The organism is Pseudooceanicola onchidii, assembly GCF_004959925.1.
Classification (GTDB): Bacteria; Pseudomonadota; Alphaproteobacteria; order Rhodobacterales; family Rhodobacteraceae; genus Pseudooceanicola; species Pseudooceanicola onchidii.
In genome coordinates, this window is the sequence record NZ_SPUW01000003.1 from 287657 (window position 1) to 304653 (window position 16997).

The 16997-nt window shown below is 67.2% G+C and carries 16 protein-coding genes; 7 read left to right on the forward strand and 9 right to left on the reverse strand.

From position 1 onward, the window contains the following. The first annotated feature begins 10 nt into the window (after positions 1–10). Positions 11–1963, forward strand: a complete 1953-nt coding sequence (locus tag E4S58_RS14320; RefSeq protein WP_136637135.1) for an acetoacetate--CoA ligase — start codon at positions 11–13, stop codon at positions 1961–1963. A gap of 33 nt (positions 1964–1996) precedes the next feature. On the opposite strand, the gene E4S58_RS14325 is transcribed toward E4S58_RS14320, so the two are convergent. Further along, positions 1997–3283 (reverse strand): flavin-dependent oxidoreductase, encoded by a 1287-nt coding sequence (locus E4S58_RS14325; protein ID WP_136637136.1) that lies wholly within the window; start codon positions 3281–3283, stop codon positions 1997–1999. A 218-nt stretch (positions 3284–3501) separates the two neighbouring features. Here E4S58_RS14325 and E4S58_RS14330 point away from each other — a divergent pair, with 218 nt between their 5' ends. From E4S58_RS14330 to E4S58_RS14340, 3 genes are all read left to right on the forward strand, one after another. Further along, on the forward strand, positions 3502–3939 hold the full coding sequence (locus E4S58_RS14330) for a hypothetical protein (protein ID WP_136637137.1): 438 nt from the start codon (positions 3502–3504) through the stop codon (positions 3937–3939). Between the two features lie 23 nt (positions 3940–3962). Beyond that, positions 3963–5222, forward strand: a complete 1260-nt coding sequence (locus E4S58_RS14335; RefSeq protein ID WP_136637138.1) for an imelysin family protein — start codon at positions 3963–3965, stop codon at positions 5220–5222. Positions 5223–5321: 99 nt separating this feature from the next. Then, complete coding sequence (locus tag E4S58_RS14340) at positions 5322–5582, forward strand: DUF1289 domain-containing protein (RefSeq protein WP_136637139.1); 261 nt, start codon at positions 5322–5324, stop codon at positions 5580–5582. Positions 5583–5682: 100 nt separating this feature from the next. On the opposite strand, the gene E4S58_RS14345 is transcribed toward E4S58_RS14340, so the two are convergent. Together E4S58_RS14345 and E4S58_RS14350 are read right to left on the reverse strand one after the other, a co-directional pair. Next, positions 5683–6153 (reverse strand): Dps family protein, encoded by a 471-nt coding sequence (locus tag E4S58_RS14345; RefSeq protein ID WP_136637140.1) that lies wholly within the window; start codon positions 6151–6153, stop codon positions 5683–5685. Positions 6154–6284: 131 nt separating this feature from the next. Further along, a complete protein-coding gene (locus E4S58_RS14350; RefSeq protein ID WP_136637141.1) occupies positions 6285–6719 on the reverse strand; it encodes a hypothetical protein in 435 nt (144 codons plus the stop codon). Between the two features lie 155 nt (positions 6720–6874). Between E4S58_RS14350 and E4S58_RS14355 the strand changes: the two genes are divergently transcribed. From E4S58_RS14355 to E4S58_RS14365, 3 genes are read left to right on the forward strand one after another with little or no spacing between them, the layout of a single operon-like run. Further along, positions 6875–8389, forward strand: a complete 1515-nt coding sequence (locus tag E4S58_RS14355) for a di-heme oxidoreductase family protein (protein WP_240789589.1) — start codon at positions 6875–6877, stop codon at positions 8387–8389. After that, positions 8386–9384 (forward strand): imelysin family protein, encoded by a 999-nt coding sequence (locus tag E4S58_RS14360; RefSeq protein ID WP_136637143.1) that lies wholly within the window; start codon positions 8386–8388, stop codon positions 9382–9384. Before E4S58_RS14355 ends, E4S58_RS14360 begins: the two co-directional genes overlap by 4 nt. A 1-nt stretch (position 9385) precedes the next feature. Beyond that, on the forward strand, positions 9386–10447 hold the full coding sequence (locus E4S58_RS14365; RefSeq protein ID WP_136637144.1) for a DUF1513 domain-containing protein: 1062 nt from the start codon (positions 9386–9388) through the stop codon (positions 10445–10447). Between the two features lie 105 nt (positions 10448–10552). On the opposite strand, the gene E4S58_RS14370 is transcribed toward E4S58_RS14365, so the two are convergent. The 6 genes from E4S58_RS14370 to E4S58_RS14395 form a co-directional block, all read right to left on the reverse strand. Further along, complete coding sequence (locus E4S58_RS14370; RefSeq protein ID WP_136637145.1) at positions 10553–10777, reverse strand: formate dehydrogenase subunit delta; 225 nt, start codon at positions 10775–10777, stop codon at positions 10553–10555. Beyond that, complete coding sequence (gene fdhD / locus E4S58_RS14375; protein ID WP_136637146.1) at positions 10767–11582, reverse strand: formate dehydrogenase accessory sulfurtransferase FdhD; 816 nt, start codon at positions 11580–11582, stop codon at positions 10767–10769. The genes E4S58_RS14370 and fdhD overlap by 11 nt, the downstream gene beginning before the upstream one ends. Further along, positions 11579–14500, reverse strand: coding sequence for a formate dehydrogenase subunit alpha (fdhF, locus tag E4S58_RS14380; RefSeq protein WP_136637147.1), 2922 nt, complete (start codon positions 14498–14500; stop codon positions 11579–11581). The genes fdhD and fdhF overlap by 4 nt, the downstream gene beginning before the upstream one ends. Positions 14501–14615: 115 nt before the next feature. After that, positions 14616–14846: a DUF4287 domain-containing protein gene (locus E4S58_RS14385; RefSeq protein ID WP_136637148.1), complete on the reverse strand. Its 231-nt coding sequence runs from the start codon at positions 14844–14846 to the stop codon at positions 14616–14618. A 163-nt stretch (positions 14847–15009) separates the two neighbouring features. Further along, positions 15010–16527, reverse strand: a complete 1518-nt coding sequence (locus tag E4S58_RS14390; protein ID WP_136637149.1) for a formate dehydrogenase beta subunit — start codon at positions 16525–16527, stop codon at positions 15010–15012. Continuing rightward, positions 16524–16991, reverse strand: coding sequence for a formate dehydrogenase subunit gamma (locus E4S58_RS14395; protein ID WP_136637150.1), 468 nt, complete (start codon positions 16989–16991; stop codon positions 16524–16526). The genes E4S58_RS14390 and E4S58_RS14395 overlap by 4 nt, the downstream gene beginning before the upstream one ends. Positions 16992–16997 lie beyond the last annotated feature (6 nt).

A 16997-nucleotide genomic window follows, 5' to 3' on the forward strand; every position in this document is an offset into this window, starting at 1 on the left:
AGGAGACCAGATGCCCGACGACAGACCCATCCTGTGGACCCCAAGCCCGGAGCGCGCCGCCGCCACCCGGCTGGCCGGCTTCGAACGCTGGCTCAACGACAACCGGGGCCTGAGCTTCGCCAGTTATCACGAGATGTGGGAATGGTCGGTCAGCGACCTCGACGGGTTCTGGACCGCGATCATCGCCTATTGCGACCTGCCCGTCAGCGGCTGGACCGAGGTGCTGCCCGAACGCAAGATGCCCGGCGCCGACTGGTTCCCGGGCGCCAGGACCAACATGGCCGCCGCGATCCTTGGCCATGTCGCGGCCAAGGGCGACGCGCAGGCGATCAGCTGCCAGTCGGAAACCTTCGGCCAGATCGAGCTGAGCTGGGCCGAGCTGGACGCGAAGGTCGGTTCGCTTCAGGCCAAGCTGCGCGAGATGGGCGTGGGCGAAGGCGACCGCGTGGTCGCGGTACTGCCCAACACGCCCGACGCGATGATCTCTTTCCTCGCCGTGGCGGGGCTGGGGGCGATCTGGTCACTCTGTGCGCCCGACATGGGCCATACCGCGATCCTTGACCGGTTCCGGCAGATTGAACCCAAGGTGCTGATCGCGCAGGACGGCTATGTCCATGGTGGCAAGACCTATGACAAACGGGACATCCTGACGGGGCTGGCGGCGGAACTGCCGACACTGGACCACAAGATCCTCGTGCCGGTGGTGGGCGACGGCGCGGGCTGGACGCTCTGGTCTGACGCGATGGCGCAACCGCAACCCTCGCAGGTGCGGATGGTCGATTTCTCGCATCCCGTCTGGGTGGTCTATTCCTCGGGCACGACGGGCAACCCCAAGCCGATCGTGCATGGCCACGGCGGCGTGCTGATCGAGGGGGCCAAGCAGGCGCTGCATCAGGACGTCGGGCCCGATGATCGGTTCTGCTGGCTGACCTCCTCGGGCTGGATCATGTGGAATTCGCAGCTGAACGCGCTGGCGCAGGGGGCGATGCTGGCGCTGCATGACGGCGCGCCGAACCATCCCGACATGCTGGACGTCTGGCGGCTGGTCGCGCGTGAACGGCTGACCTACTTCGGTGCAGGCGCGGCGTTCTTCCAGGCCTGCCAGAAGGCCGGGATCAAACCGGGGGCCGAACTCGATTTCTCGGCGCTGCGCTCGCTCGGCTCTACCGGGTCGCCGCTAAGCCAGGAAGGCTATGACTGGATCTATTCCGAGGTGAAGTCCGACATCTGGCTGGCGCCCATTTCCGGCGGCACCGACCTGGCCGGCGCCTTCGTGCTGGGCCATCCGGGGATGCCCGTGCGCGCGGGCGAGATGCAGTGCCGTGCGCTTGGCAATGCCGTGCGCGCCTACAGCGAGGACGGGCAGGAACTGATCGGCGAGGTGGGCGAACTGGTCTGCACCGAACCGCTGCCCTCGATGCCGCTCTATTTCTGGGGCGACGACGACGGCACGCGCCTGTTTGAGAGCTATTTCGACACCTATCCCGGCATCTGGCGGCATGGCGACTGGATCGAATTCACCCCCGAGGGCGGGTCGGTGATCTATGGCCGGTCGGATGCCACGATCAACCGGCGCGGCCTGCGCCTTGGCTCGTCCGAGATCTACCGCGCCGTCGAAGGCCTGGACGAGGTTCTGGACAGCCTGGTGATCGACCTTGAATTCCTGGGTCGCGACAGCTTCATGGTGCTCTTCGTGCAGCCGAAGGAGGGCGGGCTGACCGACGCGCTGCGCGACAAGGTCAAGCTCGCCATCCGCGAGGCCGTGTCGGCCCGGTTCCTGCCCGACGAGATCGTCGAGGTGACGGCGGTGCCGCGCACATTGTCAGGCAAGAAGCTGGAAGTGCCGGTGAAAAAGCTGCTGCTGGGCCATGACCCGGCCAAGGTCGTGAACCGCGACAGCATGGGCAACCCCGAGAGCTTTGACCAGTACATGGCCTATGCCGAGGCGCGGGCGCGGGGCTGACCCGCGACCCGGCGAAAGGGTGCGAGGCGGCGCTCAGGCCGTCTCGGACACCGTCGCGCCGGGTGCGATCGTCGGACCGGCGGCGTTCAGCGTCTGGATCGCGAACCCGGCGGCCTTCTTGTAGGCGCCCATGATCTCGTCCCGCTCTTCGGGCGGGACCACGTCGTCGATCCGGTCGAACTGGCCGCCGCAGCGGTCGTCGATGACGTTCAGCAGGGCGAAGGGCCCCGCGCCCCGGTTGCGCAGCACAAGGGCCGAGACCTTGTCGCAGAGCTCCGCGTCATAGGCGGCGATGGCGTCGGGCGTCACGCCATGGTCGATCATCTTCGCGCCAAGCACCCGGCCGTCGATCACCGCCTGGCTCGCGCCGTTGGATCCCGTGGGGTACATCACATGCGCCGCGTCGCCCAGTAGCGCCACGCGCCCGTCCTGCCAGCTGGGCACCGGGTCGCGGTCGATCATCGGGTATTCCCAGACGTCCGACGTGGCATTCAGCAGGGCAGGGACGTCGAGCCAGTCGAATTCCCACCCTTCGAAGTGATGCACGAAGTCGGCGTGGTCGACCTTGCGGTTCCAGTCACCCGACCGCCAGCCGCCGGTGTTGTCGATGGTGACCTCGGCGATCCAGTTCATCGTGACCATGCCATCGGCGTCCGGCGCGCTGATCGGATACAGCACCATGCGATGGCGCGAGGTGCCAAGCCCGATGAAAGACGATCCCGACCGCAGGGCGCGCGTCCGCGTCGTGCCACGCCACATCACCGCGCCGCCCCACTGGATCGGCGGCTGGTCGGGGTACATCTGCGCGCGCACGGCGGAATGAAGCCCGTCGCAGGCGATCAGCAGGCGGCCCGCGACCGTCTCGTCGCGGCCATCGGCGTGGCGGATGCGGGCTGTGACGCCATCCTTGGTCTGGTCATAGCCCTCGACCCGGGCGCCCAGCACCACGGCGTCGGGGCCCAGACGCTCGTGCACCTTTTCCAGAAGCAACATCTGTAATTCGCCCCGGTGGACGGCATATTGCGGCCAGTTGTAGCCGGCCTCAAGCCCGCGCGGTTCGGCGTAGGCCTCTTGCCCGCGCAGACCCAGCAGCGCCCATTCGCGCACCGGCAGGCCGATCCGATCCAGGTCGGCCTGCGTGAAGCCCAGGTCATAAAGTTCGCGCACCGCATTGGGTTGCAGGTTGATGCCGACGCCAAGGGGGCGGATCTGTTCGACCGTCTCGAAGACCCGGCAGGGCACGCCGATCTGGTGCAGCGTCAGGGCCAGGGACAGCCCGCCGATGCCGCCGCCCGCGATCAGAACCTCGTTGCCGCTCATGCCGGATCCTCCCTTTCCAGATCCGGGTGGTTGTACCACCGGGCCCCGTGAAATCAACGGTTCAGGCCGCAGGATTCCGGCCGGAATATTGTCTGAGTGAAAAAGTCGGAATTGACGGGTGAAAGCAAAACTGTCAGGTATGCGGCAAGAGGAATCGTCAATGCCGCTTTGCCCATCCCACTCCGCCCCCGTGGCGCTGCGCCCGAAAGGTCCCCGTCATGCACGTTGATCGTGGCGCTTCGGCCGTGGGCAAGCTGGCGCATCTGCCGCAGGCCGAGGCCTGGTGGGTCCGCGCGCTGCGCCTGTGGTGCGACGGCGATGACGGTCAGGCTGCGCTGCGGAGCGAGCTTGAGCGCAAATACGGGCCGGATCGTGCCCATGCGGTCTTTGCCCGGTTCACCGATCTTCTGTCGCTGATCTTCCATCATTCCCGCCGCCCTCTGGTGCGCCATTCGGTCGACTGCAGCTGCGTCGGCGCGGACGAGGCGGTCTTTGCGCTGTTCTGTTCGCAGGCGGCGACGGACCGGGAAGAGGCGCTGATGATCGCCTGCCTGATGATGCGGGCCGATGCGGCGCCGCTGGCGGTTTCCCTTGCCCAGACCGTTGGTCTGGATCTCATGCGTGCGGCCCCGGTGCCGCGCCGGATGCTCAATTGAAGACCAAAGGACAGGATAGCTTCATGCCAAGACTGATGACCTCCACCGCGATTTTTGCCCTCTGTGCCCTGCCGGCGCTGGCGGTGGAAAAGACCGATGTGCTGAACACCTATGCGGATATCGCGCAGGCGGGCTATTCCGACAGCCTGACCTCGGCCAAGGCGCTGAAGGCGGCGGTCGATGCGCTGATCGCCGGTCCCTCGGCCGAAACGCTGGCGGCTGCGCGCACCGCCTGGATCGCCGCCCGCGTGCCCTATCAGCAGACCGAGGTCTTCCGGTTCGGCAATGCCATCGTCGACGACTGGGAAGGCAAGGTGAACGCCTGGCCGCTGGACGAAGGCCTGATCGATTATGTCGATGCGGACTACGGCGGCGTGACGGATGAAAACCAGTATGCCGTCCTGAACGTCGTGGCCAACCCGACCTTCACCCTGTCGGGTGAAGAGGTCGACGCGACCGAGATCACGCCCGAGCTGCTGGCCGAGACCCTGCACGAGGCCGACGAGGTCGAGGCGAACGTGGCGACCGGGTACCACGCCATCGAATTCCTGCTGTGGGGGCAGGATCTGAACGGCACCGCGCATGGGGCAGGGGACCGTCCCTTCACCGACTACGCGGCCGGTGACGACTGCACGAACGGCAACTGCGACCGTCGCGGCGCCTACCTGGTGGCGGCGACCGACCTGCTGATCTCGGACCTGGAATGGATGGCGTCGCAGTGGGGCGCCGAAGGCGTGGCGCGCACGACACTGCTGGACAACCCCGATGCGGGTGTGTCGGCGATGCTGACCGGCATGGGATCGCTGTCCTACGGCGAACAGGCGGGCGAACGGATGAAGCTGGGCGTCATGCTGAACGATCCCGAGGAAGAGCACGACTGCTTTTCGGACAATACGCACAACAGCCACTATTACGACGGGCTGGGAATCCGGAACGTCTATTATGGTGAATACGTCGCGATCGACGGCACCGTGGTGACCGGTGCCTCCCTGTCCGACCTCGTGGCCGAGGCGGATGCCGGTGTCGACGCGGAACTGCGCGCGGCGCTGGATCACACCATGGGCGAGCTGGGCCAGCTGAAGGCTGCCGCCGAAGGCGGGTTCTCCTACGATCAGATGCTCGAGCGTGGCAACAAGGGTGGCGAGGCGCTGATCATGTCGGCCGTCGACAGCCTTGTCGGGCAGACCAAGTCGATCGAACGTGCGGTGACGACGCTTGGCCTTGACCAGATCGGGTTCGAAGGTTCCGACAGCCTCGACAACCCCGACGCCGTTTTCCAGTAAGGGTTTCGACCTACATCGACACTTACCGCGTCCGGTCCCTGCAAGGGGGCCGGACATCTGGTTTCTGCCGCAGTCCACCCCGCCAGGAGTTCACAGGCCATGTCCAAGACCCCCAGCCCCTGCATCGACGTCTGCAAGTTCCGCCGCGAGGGGCACTGCATCGGCTGTTCGATGACGAAGGATCAGAAGAAGATGTACAAGGCGCTGAAATCCGACCGGTTCCGGGCGGCTTTCGTGGGGATGCTGGTGGCGCAGCAGAAGGCCATGGGGCGGTACACCCACTGGGCCCCTGCCTATCTGAAGAAGTGCCGCAAGAAGAAGGTCAAACCCGTGGCCGAGGTCTTCGACATCGCCAGCTGAGCGGGCATGCGGCGGTGCGCGCCGCACCAAGCTGGCGATGCGATCAACGACAAAAGGCGGCCCCGGGGGCCGCCTTTCGCGCATCGGCTGATGCCTTGGATTACTGCAGGTGTGCCCGCAGGAACCAGGCGAATTTCTCGTGCGTCTGACCGCGTGCAATGCACAGGTCTTCGGTCAGCGTGTCGCCCAGTTCGGCGGCCAGCTCACCCGCGCCAGCGACGGTCGAGGCCAGCGTTTCCTGCGCGTCGAGCAGCATCTTGATCATTTCCTTGTCGGTGGCCTTGCCTTCATGCTCGGACACCTTGGACCGCTTCAGCATGCCCGCAAGGGTACCTTCGGCGGGGACGTCCAACTGGCGGATGCGTTCGGCCAGATCGTCTTGCGCGACAAAGTGGTCCTCGTAGATCTTCTGGAACAGGTCATGCAGGGGCCCGAAGGCCATGCCGGTGACATTCCAGTGGAAATTCTGGGCCATCATGGTGGTCACGGCGGTTTCCGCGACGGACTGGTTCAGGGCGTCCGCGATCTGGGCGCGGGCATCGGGGGACAGGGCAACTGCGGTCTGGGACATGGTTCAGAACCTCGCTTGTGATGATGCGACAAATATTCTGGCTGGCTGGCGGCCCATGCGGGCACAGGCTGGCTGGCGTTGACATAAACATATGCACCGCGCAGCCTTTGGCAAGACTTTTTAGAAAGATTCTAAACTAGAGCGAAACAGTCAGAGATGCGGCCCACCAGAAAGCGGATGTTCCGGCGGTGCGCAGGGACGACCCGCGAGGCCAGCAGGAAGGCCGCGCTGTCGCTGTCACCGTGGGCCAGCGATTTCGCAAGCCGGATCAACCAGGCTTCGTCGAACGACACCTCGGTCGATCCGGTCCGCAGCAGGGTCGGGCGGCGGTTCATCGCCTCGCTCAGCGACCGCATCAGCGCCTCGACATGCGCGTCGCGGGTGCTTTGCGGATCGGTCGCGATCAGCGCGCAGGCTTCGAAGATATTCGACCGGGGTTTGACGCGACACGACAGGGCCACCATGCGCAGGTGGTTGAGGAAGTTCATGTCCTCGGCTCCGAAGGGGGCCGCTTCGACCTGCGGCAGATCGGCGTCTGGCGAATGGGGCAGTCTGAGTGGCATCATGGTCGGGCTTTCCCTCGGCAAGGCGCGGTGCTATCACCGGCCTGTCGAAATCCTGACTGTATCTATAAGGTATGATGAAGAATTCAAGGACATTCGTGCGCAAGGGCCCTGCGGCGACGGGAATGTTACCGGCCGTTGCCCTCGGCATCATCGCCATGGGATCGGCGGCCCTGGCAGAGCCGACCGGGGCGGGGGACCTGTCGCAGCCCTTCCTGTCGGTCATCCCGCGCACCGACGCCGAACGCGCGCGCATCGCAGGCGTGACCGCACCCACCACCGATTTCACGGCGCCCGAGCGGTTCGAAAGCAACCCGGCCGGGGCGGCGACGGTACGGCTGCGGTCGGATGCGGATGCGTTTTCGCAGTTCTCGGCCAACATGGCCTTCGAGAAGGAGCTGGACTTCAAGCTGGGCAACGGGCTTTTCAAGAAGCTCTGGGTGTCGTCGCCGTCATCGACCCTGGCCTCCGATGGTTTGGGTCCACTTTACAACGCGCGGTCCTGCCAGCGGTGCCACCTGAAGGACGGTCGCGGCCACCCGCCCGAGGGGCCCGAGGACGACGCGGTATCGATGTTCCTGCGCGTGTCGGTCCCGGCCCATGGCGATTCGGACGTATCGCGGATCGAAGCCTTCCTGTTGTCGTTGGGCGATACGCCTGACCGCACGCGCCCCGATCCAACCTATGGCGGGCAGATGCAGGATTTCGGCGTGGCGGGCCATCCGGCGGAATACCGTCTGGACGTCACCTGGGAAGAGATCCCGGTCGCGCTGAACGGCGGGACCGCCAGCCTGCGCAAGCCGACATGGGCGGCGGCCGATCTGGGCTACGGCCCGCTGGCCGAGGGCGCGATGCTGTCGCCGCGCGTCGCGCCGCAGATGATCGGGCTGGGGCTTCTCGAAGCGATCGCGGCCGATGACATCCTGGCGCAGGCCGATCCCGACGATGCCGATGGCGACGGGATCTCGGGCCGCCCGCAGATCGTCTGGTCCTTCGAACATGACCGCCCGATGCTGGGCCGGTTCGGCTGGAAGGCGGGCGCGCCGACGGTGCGGGAACAATCCGCCGCCGCCTTCGCGGGCGACATCGGCATCTCCACGCCGCTGTTCCCCGCGCCCTGGGGCGATTGCACAGAAGCCGAGGCCGCCTGTCGCGCCGCCCCGCACGGCGATGACGACGACCGTGGAACCGAGATTGACGCCGTGGGGCTGGATCTTGTCACCTTCTATTCCCGCAACCTTGGCGTGCCGGCCCGGCGCGACATCGACACGCCCGAGGTGCTGAACGGCAAGCGGGTCTTTCACGAGGCGGGCTGCACCGCCTGCCACACACCGAAATACGTGACCAACCGGCTTGAGGATCAGCCCGAACAGTCTTTTCAGCTGATCTGGCCCTTCACCGACCTGCTGCTGCATGACATGGGCGAAGGTCTGGCCGATCGCCGCCCCGAAGGCCGCGCCTCGGGTCGGGAATGGAAGACCCCGCCGCTCTGGGGCATCGGCTTGACGCCGCAGGTGAATGGGCACAGCTATTACCTGCACGATGGCCGCGCGCGGTCGTTGCTGGAAGCCGTGCTCTGGCATGGAGGGGAGGCAGAGGCCGCCCGTGACCATGTCATCGCCCTCGACCCGTCCGACCGCGCCGACCTCATCCGCTATCTGGAGAGCCTATGATCCGTTCCCTCGCCATCGCCCTGTGCCTGACCGCCGCTATTCCTGTCGCCGGCCCCGTTGCCGCAGGCGTGCCAGAGGCCGTGCAGGACCACATCCTGCCCCGTGTCGAAACCTTCGCGATCCAGGCCCGCGCGCTTGCGGTCAATGCCGCCGCCGATTGCACGGCCCAGGCGGTGCGCCCGTCCTTCGATAATGCCTGGGACGCCTGGCTGGGGATCAGCCACCTTGGCTTCGGCCCGCTTGAGACCGACGGCCGGGCGCTGGCGATCGCCTTCTGGCCCGACAAGCGGGGCATGGTCGCCTCGACCGTGGCGGGCCTGTTGCGCGATGCCGATCCAGTGGTCGACGACCCGGCGGGCTTTGCCGAGGTCTCGGTCGCCGGGCGGGGGTTCTTCGCGCTGGAGCGCCTGCTTTATGCCGAGGACGGCAGCTATGACCGCGACAGCTATGACTGCCGGCTGGTTCAAGCCATCGCGCAGGATCTGTCGCGCATGGCCGGAGAGATCAACGCCGACTGGGCCGATTACGCGCAGCGCCTGCTGACAGCCGGAGAGGCCGGGAACACCGCCTACCTGTCCGACAAAGAGGCAGCGCAACGGCTTTACACCGCGCTGATGGCGGGGCTTGAATTCGACGCGGATCAACGGCTTGGCCGTCCGCTTGGCAGTTTCGACCGGCCCCGGCCCGAACGCGCCGAGGCGCGGCGCGCGGGGCGGTCCCTGCGCAACCTCGAACAGTCGCTGGCGGCGCTCAACGACCTGGCCGATGCGCTGTCGGATGCGCCGACCCCTGTGACGGATGCGGCCTTTGCCCAGGCCCGTGCGCAGGCGCAGGATCTGCAGGATCCGGTCTTTGCCATGGTCGATGATCCCTCGGGCCGCCTGAAGGTCGAGATCGTGCAGCAAAGCGTGCGCGCCGCGCAAACCGCCGTCTCGGCCGAGATCGGGACGCAGCTGGGCGTCGGGTCTGGCTTCAATTCGGCGGACGGGGACTGAGATGACGACGCGACGCGGCTTTCTGGCCAGCCTGCTCGCCTCGGCGGCGGTGCCGCGGCTCAGCTGGGCCGACGCGGGCGACCCGGCCTACCTGGCCGCGGCGAAAGAGCCGGACGGGCAATATGCGCTTTTTGGCCTGTCGGCGGCGGGTCAGGATGTCTTCCGCATCGCCCTGCCGGGCCGGGGCCATGCCGCCACTGCGCACCCCTCGGCCCCCGAGGCCGTCGCCTTTGCCCGTCGCCCCGGCACCTTCGCGCTGGTGATCGATTGCGCGTCCGGCACGCTGGCACACCGGCTCGAGGCGCCGGAGGGCCACCACTTCTACGGTCACGGCGCGTTTCTCGACGGGGGCGCGGTGTTGTGCACCACCGAAAACCACATCGACAGCGGCGAAGGGCGGATCGGCTTCTGGTCACGCTCCGAGGGCTATCGGCGCATCGGCAGCATCCCCTCGGGCGGCATCGGCCCGCACGAAATCCTGGCGCTGCCCGGCGATGTGCTGGCGGTGGCGAACGGCGGCATCCTCACCCATCCCGACCATGGACGGGAGAAGCTGAACCTCGACACCATGCGCCCCAACCTCGCCTATGCGACGATGCAGGGCGTGACCGAGCGGGTCGAGCTGCAGCTGGACCTGCACCAGTGTTCGATCCGTCACCTTGCAACGGACGGCGACACCCTCGCCTTCGCCATGCAGTGGCAGGGCGATCTGCCCGATCCCGCGCCGCTTCTGGGCCTGCACCGTCGCGGTGGCGCCCCGGTTCTGTGCCAGGCCGATCTTGCCGAACAGTTGGCGATGGAGGGCTATGCCGGGTCTGTCGCCCTTTCCGGTGGGCAGGTCGGCATCACCTCGCCCCGGGGCGGGCGGGCGCATCTGTTTGGTCTCGACGGCGCGTTCAAGGAAACGTTGCACCGGACGGACGTCTGCGGCCTGGCGGCCCGCGGGCACGGGATGATCGCGACCGATGGCCTGGGCGGCGTGATGCGGCTGGGCGCGGACGGGATGACGCCGCTGACACTGGCGCCGCGCGCCTGGGACAATCACCTGGTGCGGATCGGATAGGTCCGGACCGAGGGGCGCTGCCCCTCGCGCTCCCCGAGGTATTTGGGACCAGAAGAAGGGACAGGCGTCCCTTTCATCTTGCCGGAAATACTCCCGCCGGAGGCATCACGCGGTTTCCGCAGGCACCCTGATATGGGGATGGGCGGCGATCGCCAGGTCCGACAGGCCCGCGCCCCCGGCCTCCAGGTGGTCCAGCAGCTGGCGGCGCATCCGGGGATCCCAGAAATCGTTGATATGGGCCGCCACACGTTCCGCCTGGTCCGTGCCGGGCTGGGAGGCGAAGAAGGTGGCGATCTGGTTCGCCATGGTGGTCATCTTTTCAGGCGACATGGTCGGCTCCTGTCGTCAGGCCGGGGATGCGGTCGGGGTGGGTGAAGACCTGGGCGGTGCCGTTCTTCGCAAGCGCGGTGATCGTGATGCCCGCCGATTCAGCCATGGCCACGGCGCGGGCGGTCGGGGCGGAGACGGCGATCAGCATGCCGCAGCCCGCCAGCGCGCACTTCTGCACCAGTTCGATCGAGATGCGAGAGGTCATGACGAAGGCGCCCGTGGCAGGGTTTCGACCCTGGCGGGCCAACGCGCCGATGACCTTGTCGAGGGCATTGTGCCGCCCGACGTCTTCGCGGGCGAGGGTCAGGCCGTCGCGCGTCAGGAATCCCGCCGCATGCACCGCGCGGGTTTCATCATGCAGGGGTTGCGCCGCGCGCAGGGTGTCCGTTGCGGTGAGGATCCGCTGCAGGTCAAGGTCAGGCCGGGCGGTCACGCGGGGCAGGGCGCGCATGGCCTGGTCAAGGCTGTCGATGCCGCAGAGACCGCAGCCCACGGGGCCCGCCATGGCGCGGCGGCGGGTGGCCAGTGCCTCGGCCCGGTCCTGCGCCAGCCACATGCGCAGCTCGATCCCGTCGCCGTGCGGCTCGACCGTCAGTTCGGTGATCTGGGCGGGGTCGGTGATGATGCCTTCGGTGAGCGAAAAGCCCAGGGCAAAGTCCTCGAGATCGGCAGGGGTGGCCATCATTACGGCCTGTGTGGAGCCGTTGTAGGTGAGCGCCACCGGCGTTTCCTCGGCCAGCGCACGGGGGGCGGAGACGGCGGGGCCGTTTCCGATCCTGAGGGCCGTGCGCCGGGCCGATGTCATTCCGCCGCCGGCAGGATGCGGCGCGACTGTTCGGCCTGGGCGGCGTAGTCTTCCTGCCAGTCCGACGGCCCGTTGGAGGGCGCGACCTGCACCGCGGTCACCTTGTATTCCGGGCAGTTGGTGGCCCAGTCCGAGAAGTCGGTGGTGACCACGTTGGCCTGTGTGTCGGGGTGGTGGAAGGTCGTGTAGACGACGCCGGGGGAGACGCGGTCGGTGATGGTCGCCCGCAGGGTCGTCTCGCCCGAGCGGGAGGCGAGGCGGATCCAGTCGCCTTCGCGGATGCCACGGTTTTCGGCGTCATGGGGGTGGATTTCCAGCAGGTCCTGATCGTGCCAGACGTTGTTGTCGGTGCGGCGGGTCTGGGCGCCGACGTTGTACTGCGACAGGATGCGGCCGGTGGTCAGCAGCAGCGGGAAACGGGGGCCGGTCTTCTCATCGGTGGCCACGTATTCGGTCACGATGAAGCGGCCCTTGCCACGCACGAAGCCGTCGACATGCATCAGCGGCGTGCCCTCGGGCGCGGCGTCGTTGCAGGGCCACTGCACCGATCCGCGTTCTTCGAGGAAGTCATAGGTCACATTGGCAAAGCCGGGGGTGGTGGCCGCGATTTCCTCCATGATCTGAGCGGGATGGGTGTAGTGCCACCCGGCGCCCAGGGCATTGGCGAGAAGCTGGGTGACCTCCCAATCCGCATAGCCGTTCTTCGGTTTCATCACCTCGCGGACGCGGTTGATGCGGCGTTCGGCATTGGTGAAGGTGCCCTCCTTTTCGAGGAAGGAGGAGCCGGGGAGGAAGACGTGGGCGTAGTTCGCGGTCTCGTTCAGGAAGAGGTCGTGGACGATGACGCATTCCATCGCGGCAAGGCCGGCGGCGACGTGTTTGGTGTCGGGATCGGACTGGAGGATGTCCTCACCCTGGCAGTAGAGGGCCTTGAACGTGCCCTCGACAGCGGCGTCGAGCATGTTGGGGATGCGCAGGCCGGGTTCGGGGTCAATCTCCACACCCCAGGCCTTTTGGAAGATCGCGCGGACCTCGGGGTCTTTGACATGGCGATAGCCGGGAAGCTCGTGGGGGAAGCTGCCCATGTCGCAAGAGCCCTGCACGTTGTTCTGGCCGCGCAGCGGGTTCACGCCGACGCCGCGCCGACCGATGTTGCCGGTCAGCATGGCGAGGTTGGCGATGCCCATGACGGTGGTCGAGCCCTGGGAGTGTTCGGTCACGCCAAGGCCGTAGTAGATGGCACCGTTGCCGCCGGTGGCGAAGGCGCGGGCGGCCTCGCGCAGGGTGGCGGAGGGCACGCCGGTCAGCAGCTCGGTCGCCTCGGGCGAATGGCGCGGGTCAGAGATGAAGGCGGCGTAGTCCGAGTATTCGTCCCAGTCGCAGCGGGTCTTGATGAAGTCTTCGTCGGCGAGGCCTTCGGTGACGATCACGTGGGCCAGCGCCGAGACGACAGCGACGTTGGTGCCGGGGCGCAGCGGCAGGTGCCACTTGTCGCCCATGTGCGGCGTGGCCAGCAGGTCGATCCGGCGCGGGTCGATGACGATCAGCTTGGCGCCCTGCCGCAGGCGCTTGCGCAGGCGCGAGGCGAAGACCGGGTGGCCGTCGGTCGGGTTGGCCCCGATGACGATGGCGATATCGGTGTCCTCGACCGAGTCGAAGTCCTGCGTGCCGGCGGAGGTGCCGAAGGTCTGGCCGAGGCCATAGCCCGTGGGCGAGTGGCAGACGCGGGCGCAGGTGTCGGTGTTGTTGTTCATGAACACCGCGCGGGTGAGTTTCTGGACGAGGTAGGTTTCCTCGTTCGTGCAGCGCGACGACGTGATGACGCCGAGGGATTTTCGGCCGTAGGTCTCGCGGATCTTGGTCAGGCGTTGCGCCGTGAAGGTCATGGCTTCGTCCCACGAGACCTCGCGCCACGGCTCGTCGATGCTGTCGCGGATCATCGGGTTCAGGATCCGGTCGGGGTGTTCGGCATAGCCATAGGCGAAGCGGCCCTTGACGCAGCTGTGGCCACGGTTGGCCTTGCCGTGCTTGTAAGGCGTCATGCGCACCAGTTTGTCGCCGTTGAGTTCGGCCTTGAAGGAACAGCCGACGCCGCAATAGGCGCAGGTGGTGACGACGGACCGGTCGGGGGTGCCCATCTCGGCGACGGACTTTTCCTGAAGCGTCGCGGTCGGGCAGGCCTGCACACAGGCGCCGCAGGAGACGCAGTCAGAGCTGAGCGCATCGTCGGTCTTCGCGCCGAAGGAGACGCGGCTGTCGAAGCCCCGGCCTTCGATGGTCAGGGCGAAGGTGCCCTGAACCTCTTCGCAGGCGCGGACGCAGCGCGAGCAGACGATGCATTTCGCCGGGTCGTAGGTGAAGTAGGGGTTGCTGTCGTCCTTCGGGATGTAGCGGGCGTTGGTCGCGCCGTCGGGGGTGCGGGCGCGGAGGTCGTTGACCGACAGCGTGCCGGAGGTGGGGGCGTAGTGGTTGTCGCCCTTGGCATAACGCATGTCGCGCAGGCCGGTCATGCCGGCCATGTCCTGAAGCTCGCAGTTTCCGTTGGCGGCGCAGGTCAGGCAGTCGAGCGGGTGGTCGGAGATATAGAGCTCCATCACGCCCTTGCGGAGCTTGTGCAGCTTGTCGGACTGGGTGCGGACCTCCATCCCGTCGGTCACGGGCGTGGTGCAGGAGGCGGGGGTGCCGCGACGGCCTTCGATTTCGACGAGGCAGAGGCGGCAGGAGCCGAAGGCCTCGACCGAGTCGGTGGCGCAGAGCTTGGGGATCTTGATCCCGGCCTCCATCGCGGCGCGCATGACCGAGGTGCCGGTCGGCACGGTGACGTCGAAGCCGTCGATCTTGAGCGAGACGGTGGTGTCGGATTTGGGCAGGGGGGTGCCCATGTCCCAGTCCTTCGGGGGGAGGATGAAGTCTTTCATGTCAGGATCTCCGAAGGGTGTGCGGCGTGGTCGAGGGCAATGCCTCTCTCCCTGGCCCTCTCCGGCGGGGGGAGAGGGGACGGTTGCGTGGGGTGGTGAGGCGCGTGCCCATGGCTCAGCCCTGCGCTTTCTTCAGCGTCGCCAGTTCATGGGCGACGATTGCGTTGGCATGGCCGTGTCCGAGGCCGTGTTCGGTTTTGAGGTAGGCCACGATTTCCATGTGCTTGAGGCCCGGATCTGCCGTCAGGCGGTCGCGGACCATCTGCAGCCAGTGCTCGATCGGCTGGCCATATTTCGCCTCGATCGAGGGGAAGTAGGAGGCGGGGCCCTTGGGTTTGTCGGTCATCTGGTCGCTCCGATCGGGGCGGGGTGACCCCCTCCCTGACCCTCCTCCTGGCAGGGGGAGGGGAGTGCGCTGGCCACAGGCGCAGCGCCGGTATGAGGGGCGGAGTGCGCCGTTCGCGCCCCCTCTCCCTTCAGGGGGAGGGTTGTGGAGGGGGTGATGCGGGTCATTCGGCGGCCTCTTTCGCGGTGCCGAACTCCTCGGGGAACAGCCGTAGCGCAGACATCACGGGGTAGGGGGTGAACCCGCCGAGCGCGCAGAGCGAGCCATCCTTCATCGTCTCGCACAGATCGGTCAGCAGGGGCACGGCGGAGGGGTCCCCGGCGCGAATGCGGTCGATGGTTTCGACCCCGCGCACCGCGCCGATGCGGCAGGGGGTGCACTTGCCGCAGCTTTCGACCGCGCAGAACTCCATGGCGAAACGCGCCATGCCCAGCATGTCGGCACTGTCGTCGAAGACGGTGATGCCCGCATGGCCGATCAGGCCGCCTGCGGCATCGAAGTCCTCGTATCCGAAGGGGGTGTCGAACTGGTGCGGGGCGAAATAGGCGCCAAGGGGGCCGCCGACCTGCACCGCCTTGACCGGCCGGCCCGAGGCAGTGCCGCCGGCGATGTCATTGACCAGCTGGCCGAGGGGCAGGCCAAAGGCGGTCTCGTAAAGGCCGCCGTGTTTGACGTTGCCGGCGATCTGGATCGGCATGGTGCCGCGCGACCGTCCGAGGCCGAAGTCGGCGTAATGCTGCGCGCCCTTCTCGAAAATCACCGGGATCGTGGCGAGCGACAGGACGTTGTTCACCACCGTGGGTTTGCCGAAGGCGCCTTCGAGTGCTGGAAGCGGCGGCTTGGCGCGGACGACGCCGCGCTTGCCTTCGAGAGAGTTGAGCAGCGAGGTTTCCTCACCGCAGACATAAGCGCCCGCACCGACGCGGACCTCCATGTCGAAGGTGCGGCCCGAGCCGAGGATGTCGTGGCCCAGCACGCCGCCCTCCCGCGCCAGACGGATGGCGCGGTCCATGATCGTGATGGCGTCGGGGTATTCGGACCGGATGTAGACGAAGCCTTTCGTCGCCCCGGTGCCGAGACCGGCGATCACCATGCCTTCGATCAGCGAGAGCGGGTCGCCCTCCATGATCATGCGGTCGGCGAAGGTGCCGCTGTCGCCTTCGTCGGCGTTGCACACGATATATTTGCGATCCGCCTGTGCCTGCCGGACCGTGTCCCACTTGATGCCGGTCGGAAAACCCGCGCCGCCACGACCGCGCAGGCCGGAGGTCTTGGTTTCCTCGACGATCTCTGCGGCGTCCATGGTGAGGGCGCGGCGGAGGCCGGTGAGGCCGCCGTGCGCCTCGTAATCCGCCAGCGAGAGCGGGTCGATCACACCGCAGCGGGCGAAGGTCAGGCGGGTCTGACTGGCGAAGAAGGGGATGTCCTCGACGGGGCCCGGGGTCTCGGCGGTGCCGTCGAGGATCGCGGCGACGTCATCCGGCATGACCGGGCCGTAGGCCATGCGGCCGTCGCCCCGGTCGACCTCGACCAGCGGTTCAAGCCAGATCATGCCGCGCGTGCCGGTGCGGATCAGGTCGATCTGAAGGCCGCGCGCCTCGGCCTCGCTGCGGATCGCCTCGGCCACGTCGTCGGCGCCAAGCGCCTTGGCGGCACTGTCGAGGGGGACGTAGATCTTCATGCGAGCGCCTCCAACCGGGACGACAGGCTTTCGGCGCTGGCACGGCCGATCACCTTGCCGTCGATCATCGCGGCGGGTCCACAGGCGCACAGACCCAGGCAATAGACGGGTTCGATCGTCAGGCGGCCGTCCGGCGTGGAGCCATGCGCGTCCAGCCCGAAGTGCGACAGCACCGCGTCGGTCAGGGCATTGGCGCCCACGGACTGGCAGGCCTCGGCGCGGCAGATCTTGACCACGTGGCGGGCGGCGGGGGTGCTGCGGAAATCGTGGTAGAAGCTGACGACGCCATGCACCTCGGCCCGGGTCAGGCCAAGCGTTTCGGCGATGATCGGCAGGGCCATGTCGGGGATATGCCCATGGGCGGACTGGATCGCGTGAAGGATCGGCAGCAGCGGACCTTCGCGATGTACCTCGGTCTCGATGAGGGCGCGGATCTCGTCTGGCTGAGGGGGCTGAGTGGTCATGCGGCG

Coding starts and splice junctions, on each gene's coding strand:
- E4S58_RS14385 (WP_136637148.1), bottom strand. CDS start 14,846: ATGACCGACAAACCCAAGGGCCCCGCCTCCTACTTCCCCTCGATCGAG.
- fdhD (WP_136637146.1), bottom strand. CDS start 11,582: ATGACATCGGCCCGGCGCACGGCCCTCAGGATCGGAAACGGCCCCGCC.
- E4S58_RS14355 (WP_240789589.1), top strand. CDS start 6,875: ATGGGATCGGCGGCCCTGGCAGAGCCGACCGGGGCGGGGGACCTGTCG.
- E4S58_RS14335 (WP_136637138.1), top strand. CDS start 3,963: ATGCCAAGACTGATGACCTCCACCGCGATTTTTGCCCTCTGTGCCCTG.
- E4S58_RS14340 (WP_136637139.1), top strand. CDS start 5,322: ATGTCCAAGACCCCCAGCCCCTGCATCGACGTCTGCAAGTTCCGCCGC.
- E4S58_RS14390 (WP_136637149.1), bottom strand. CDS start 16,527: ATGAAGATCTACGTCCCCCTCGACAGTGCCGCCAAGGCGCTTGGCGCC.
- E4S58_RS14350 (WP_136637141.1), bottom strand. CDS start 6,719: ATGATGCCACTCAGACTGCCCCATTCGCCAGACGCCGATCTGCCGCAG.
- E4S58_RS14365 (WP_136637144.1), top strand. CDS start 9,386: ATGACGACGCGACGCGGCTTTCTGGCCAGCCTGCTCGCCTCGGCGGCG.
- E4S58_RS14345 (WP_136637140.1), bottom strand. CDS start 6,153: ATGTCCCAGACCGCAGTTGCCCTGTCCCCCGATGCCCGCGCCCAGATC.
- E4S58_RS14395 (WP_136637150.1), bottom strand. CDS start 16,991: ATGACCACTCAGCCCCCTCAGCCAGACGAGATCCGCGCCCTCATCGAG.
- E4S58_RS14370 (WP_136637145.1), bottom strand. CDS start 10,777: ATGTCGCCTGAAAAGATGACCACCATGGCGAACCAGATCGCCACCTTC.
- E4S58_RS14330 (WP_136637137.1), top strand. CDS start 3,502: ATGCACGTTGATCGTGGCGCTTCGGCCGTGGGCAAGCTGGCGCATCTG.
- E4S58_RS14360 (WP_136637143.1), top strand. CDS start 8,386: ATGATCCGTTCCCTCGCCATCGCCCTGTGCCTGACCGCCGCTATTCCT.
- E4S58_RS14325 (WP_136637136.1), bottom strand. CDS start 3,283: ATGAGCGGCAACGAGGTTCTGATCGCGGGCGGCGGCATCGGCGGGCTG.
- fdhF (WP_136637147.1), bottom strand. CDS start 14,500: ATGAAAGACTTCATCCTCCCCCCGAAGGACTGGGACATGGGCACCCCC.
- E4S58_RS14320 (WP_136637135.1), top strand. CDS start 11: ATGCCCGACGACAGACCCATCCTGTGGACCCCAAGCCCGGAGCGCGCC.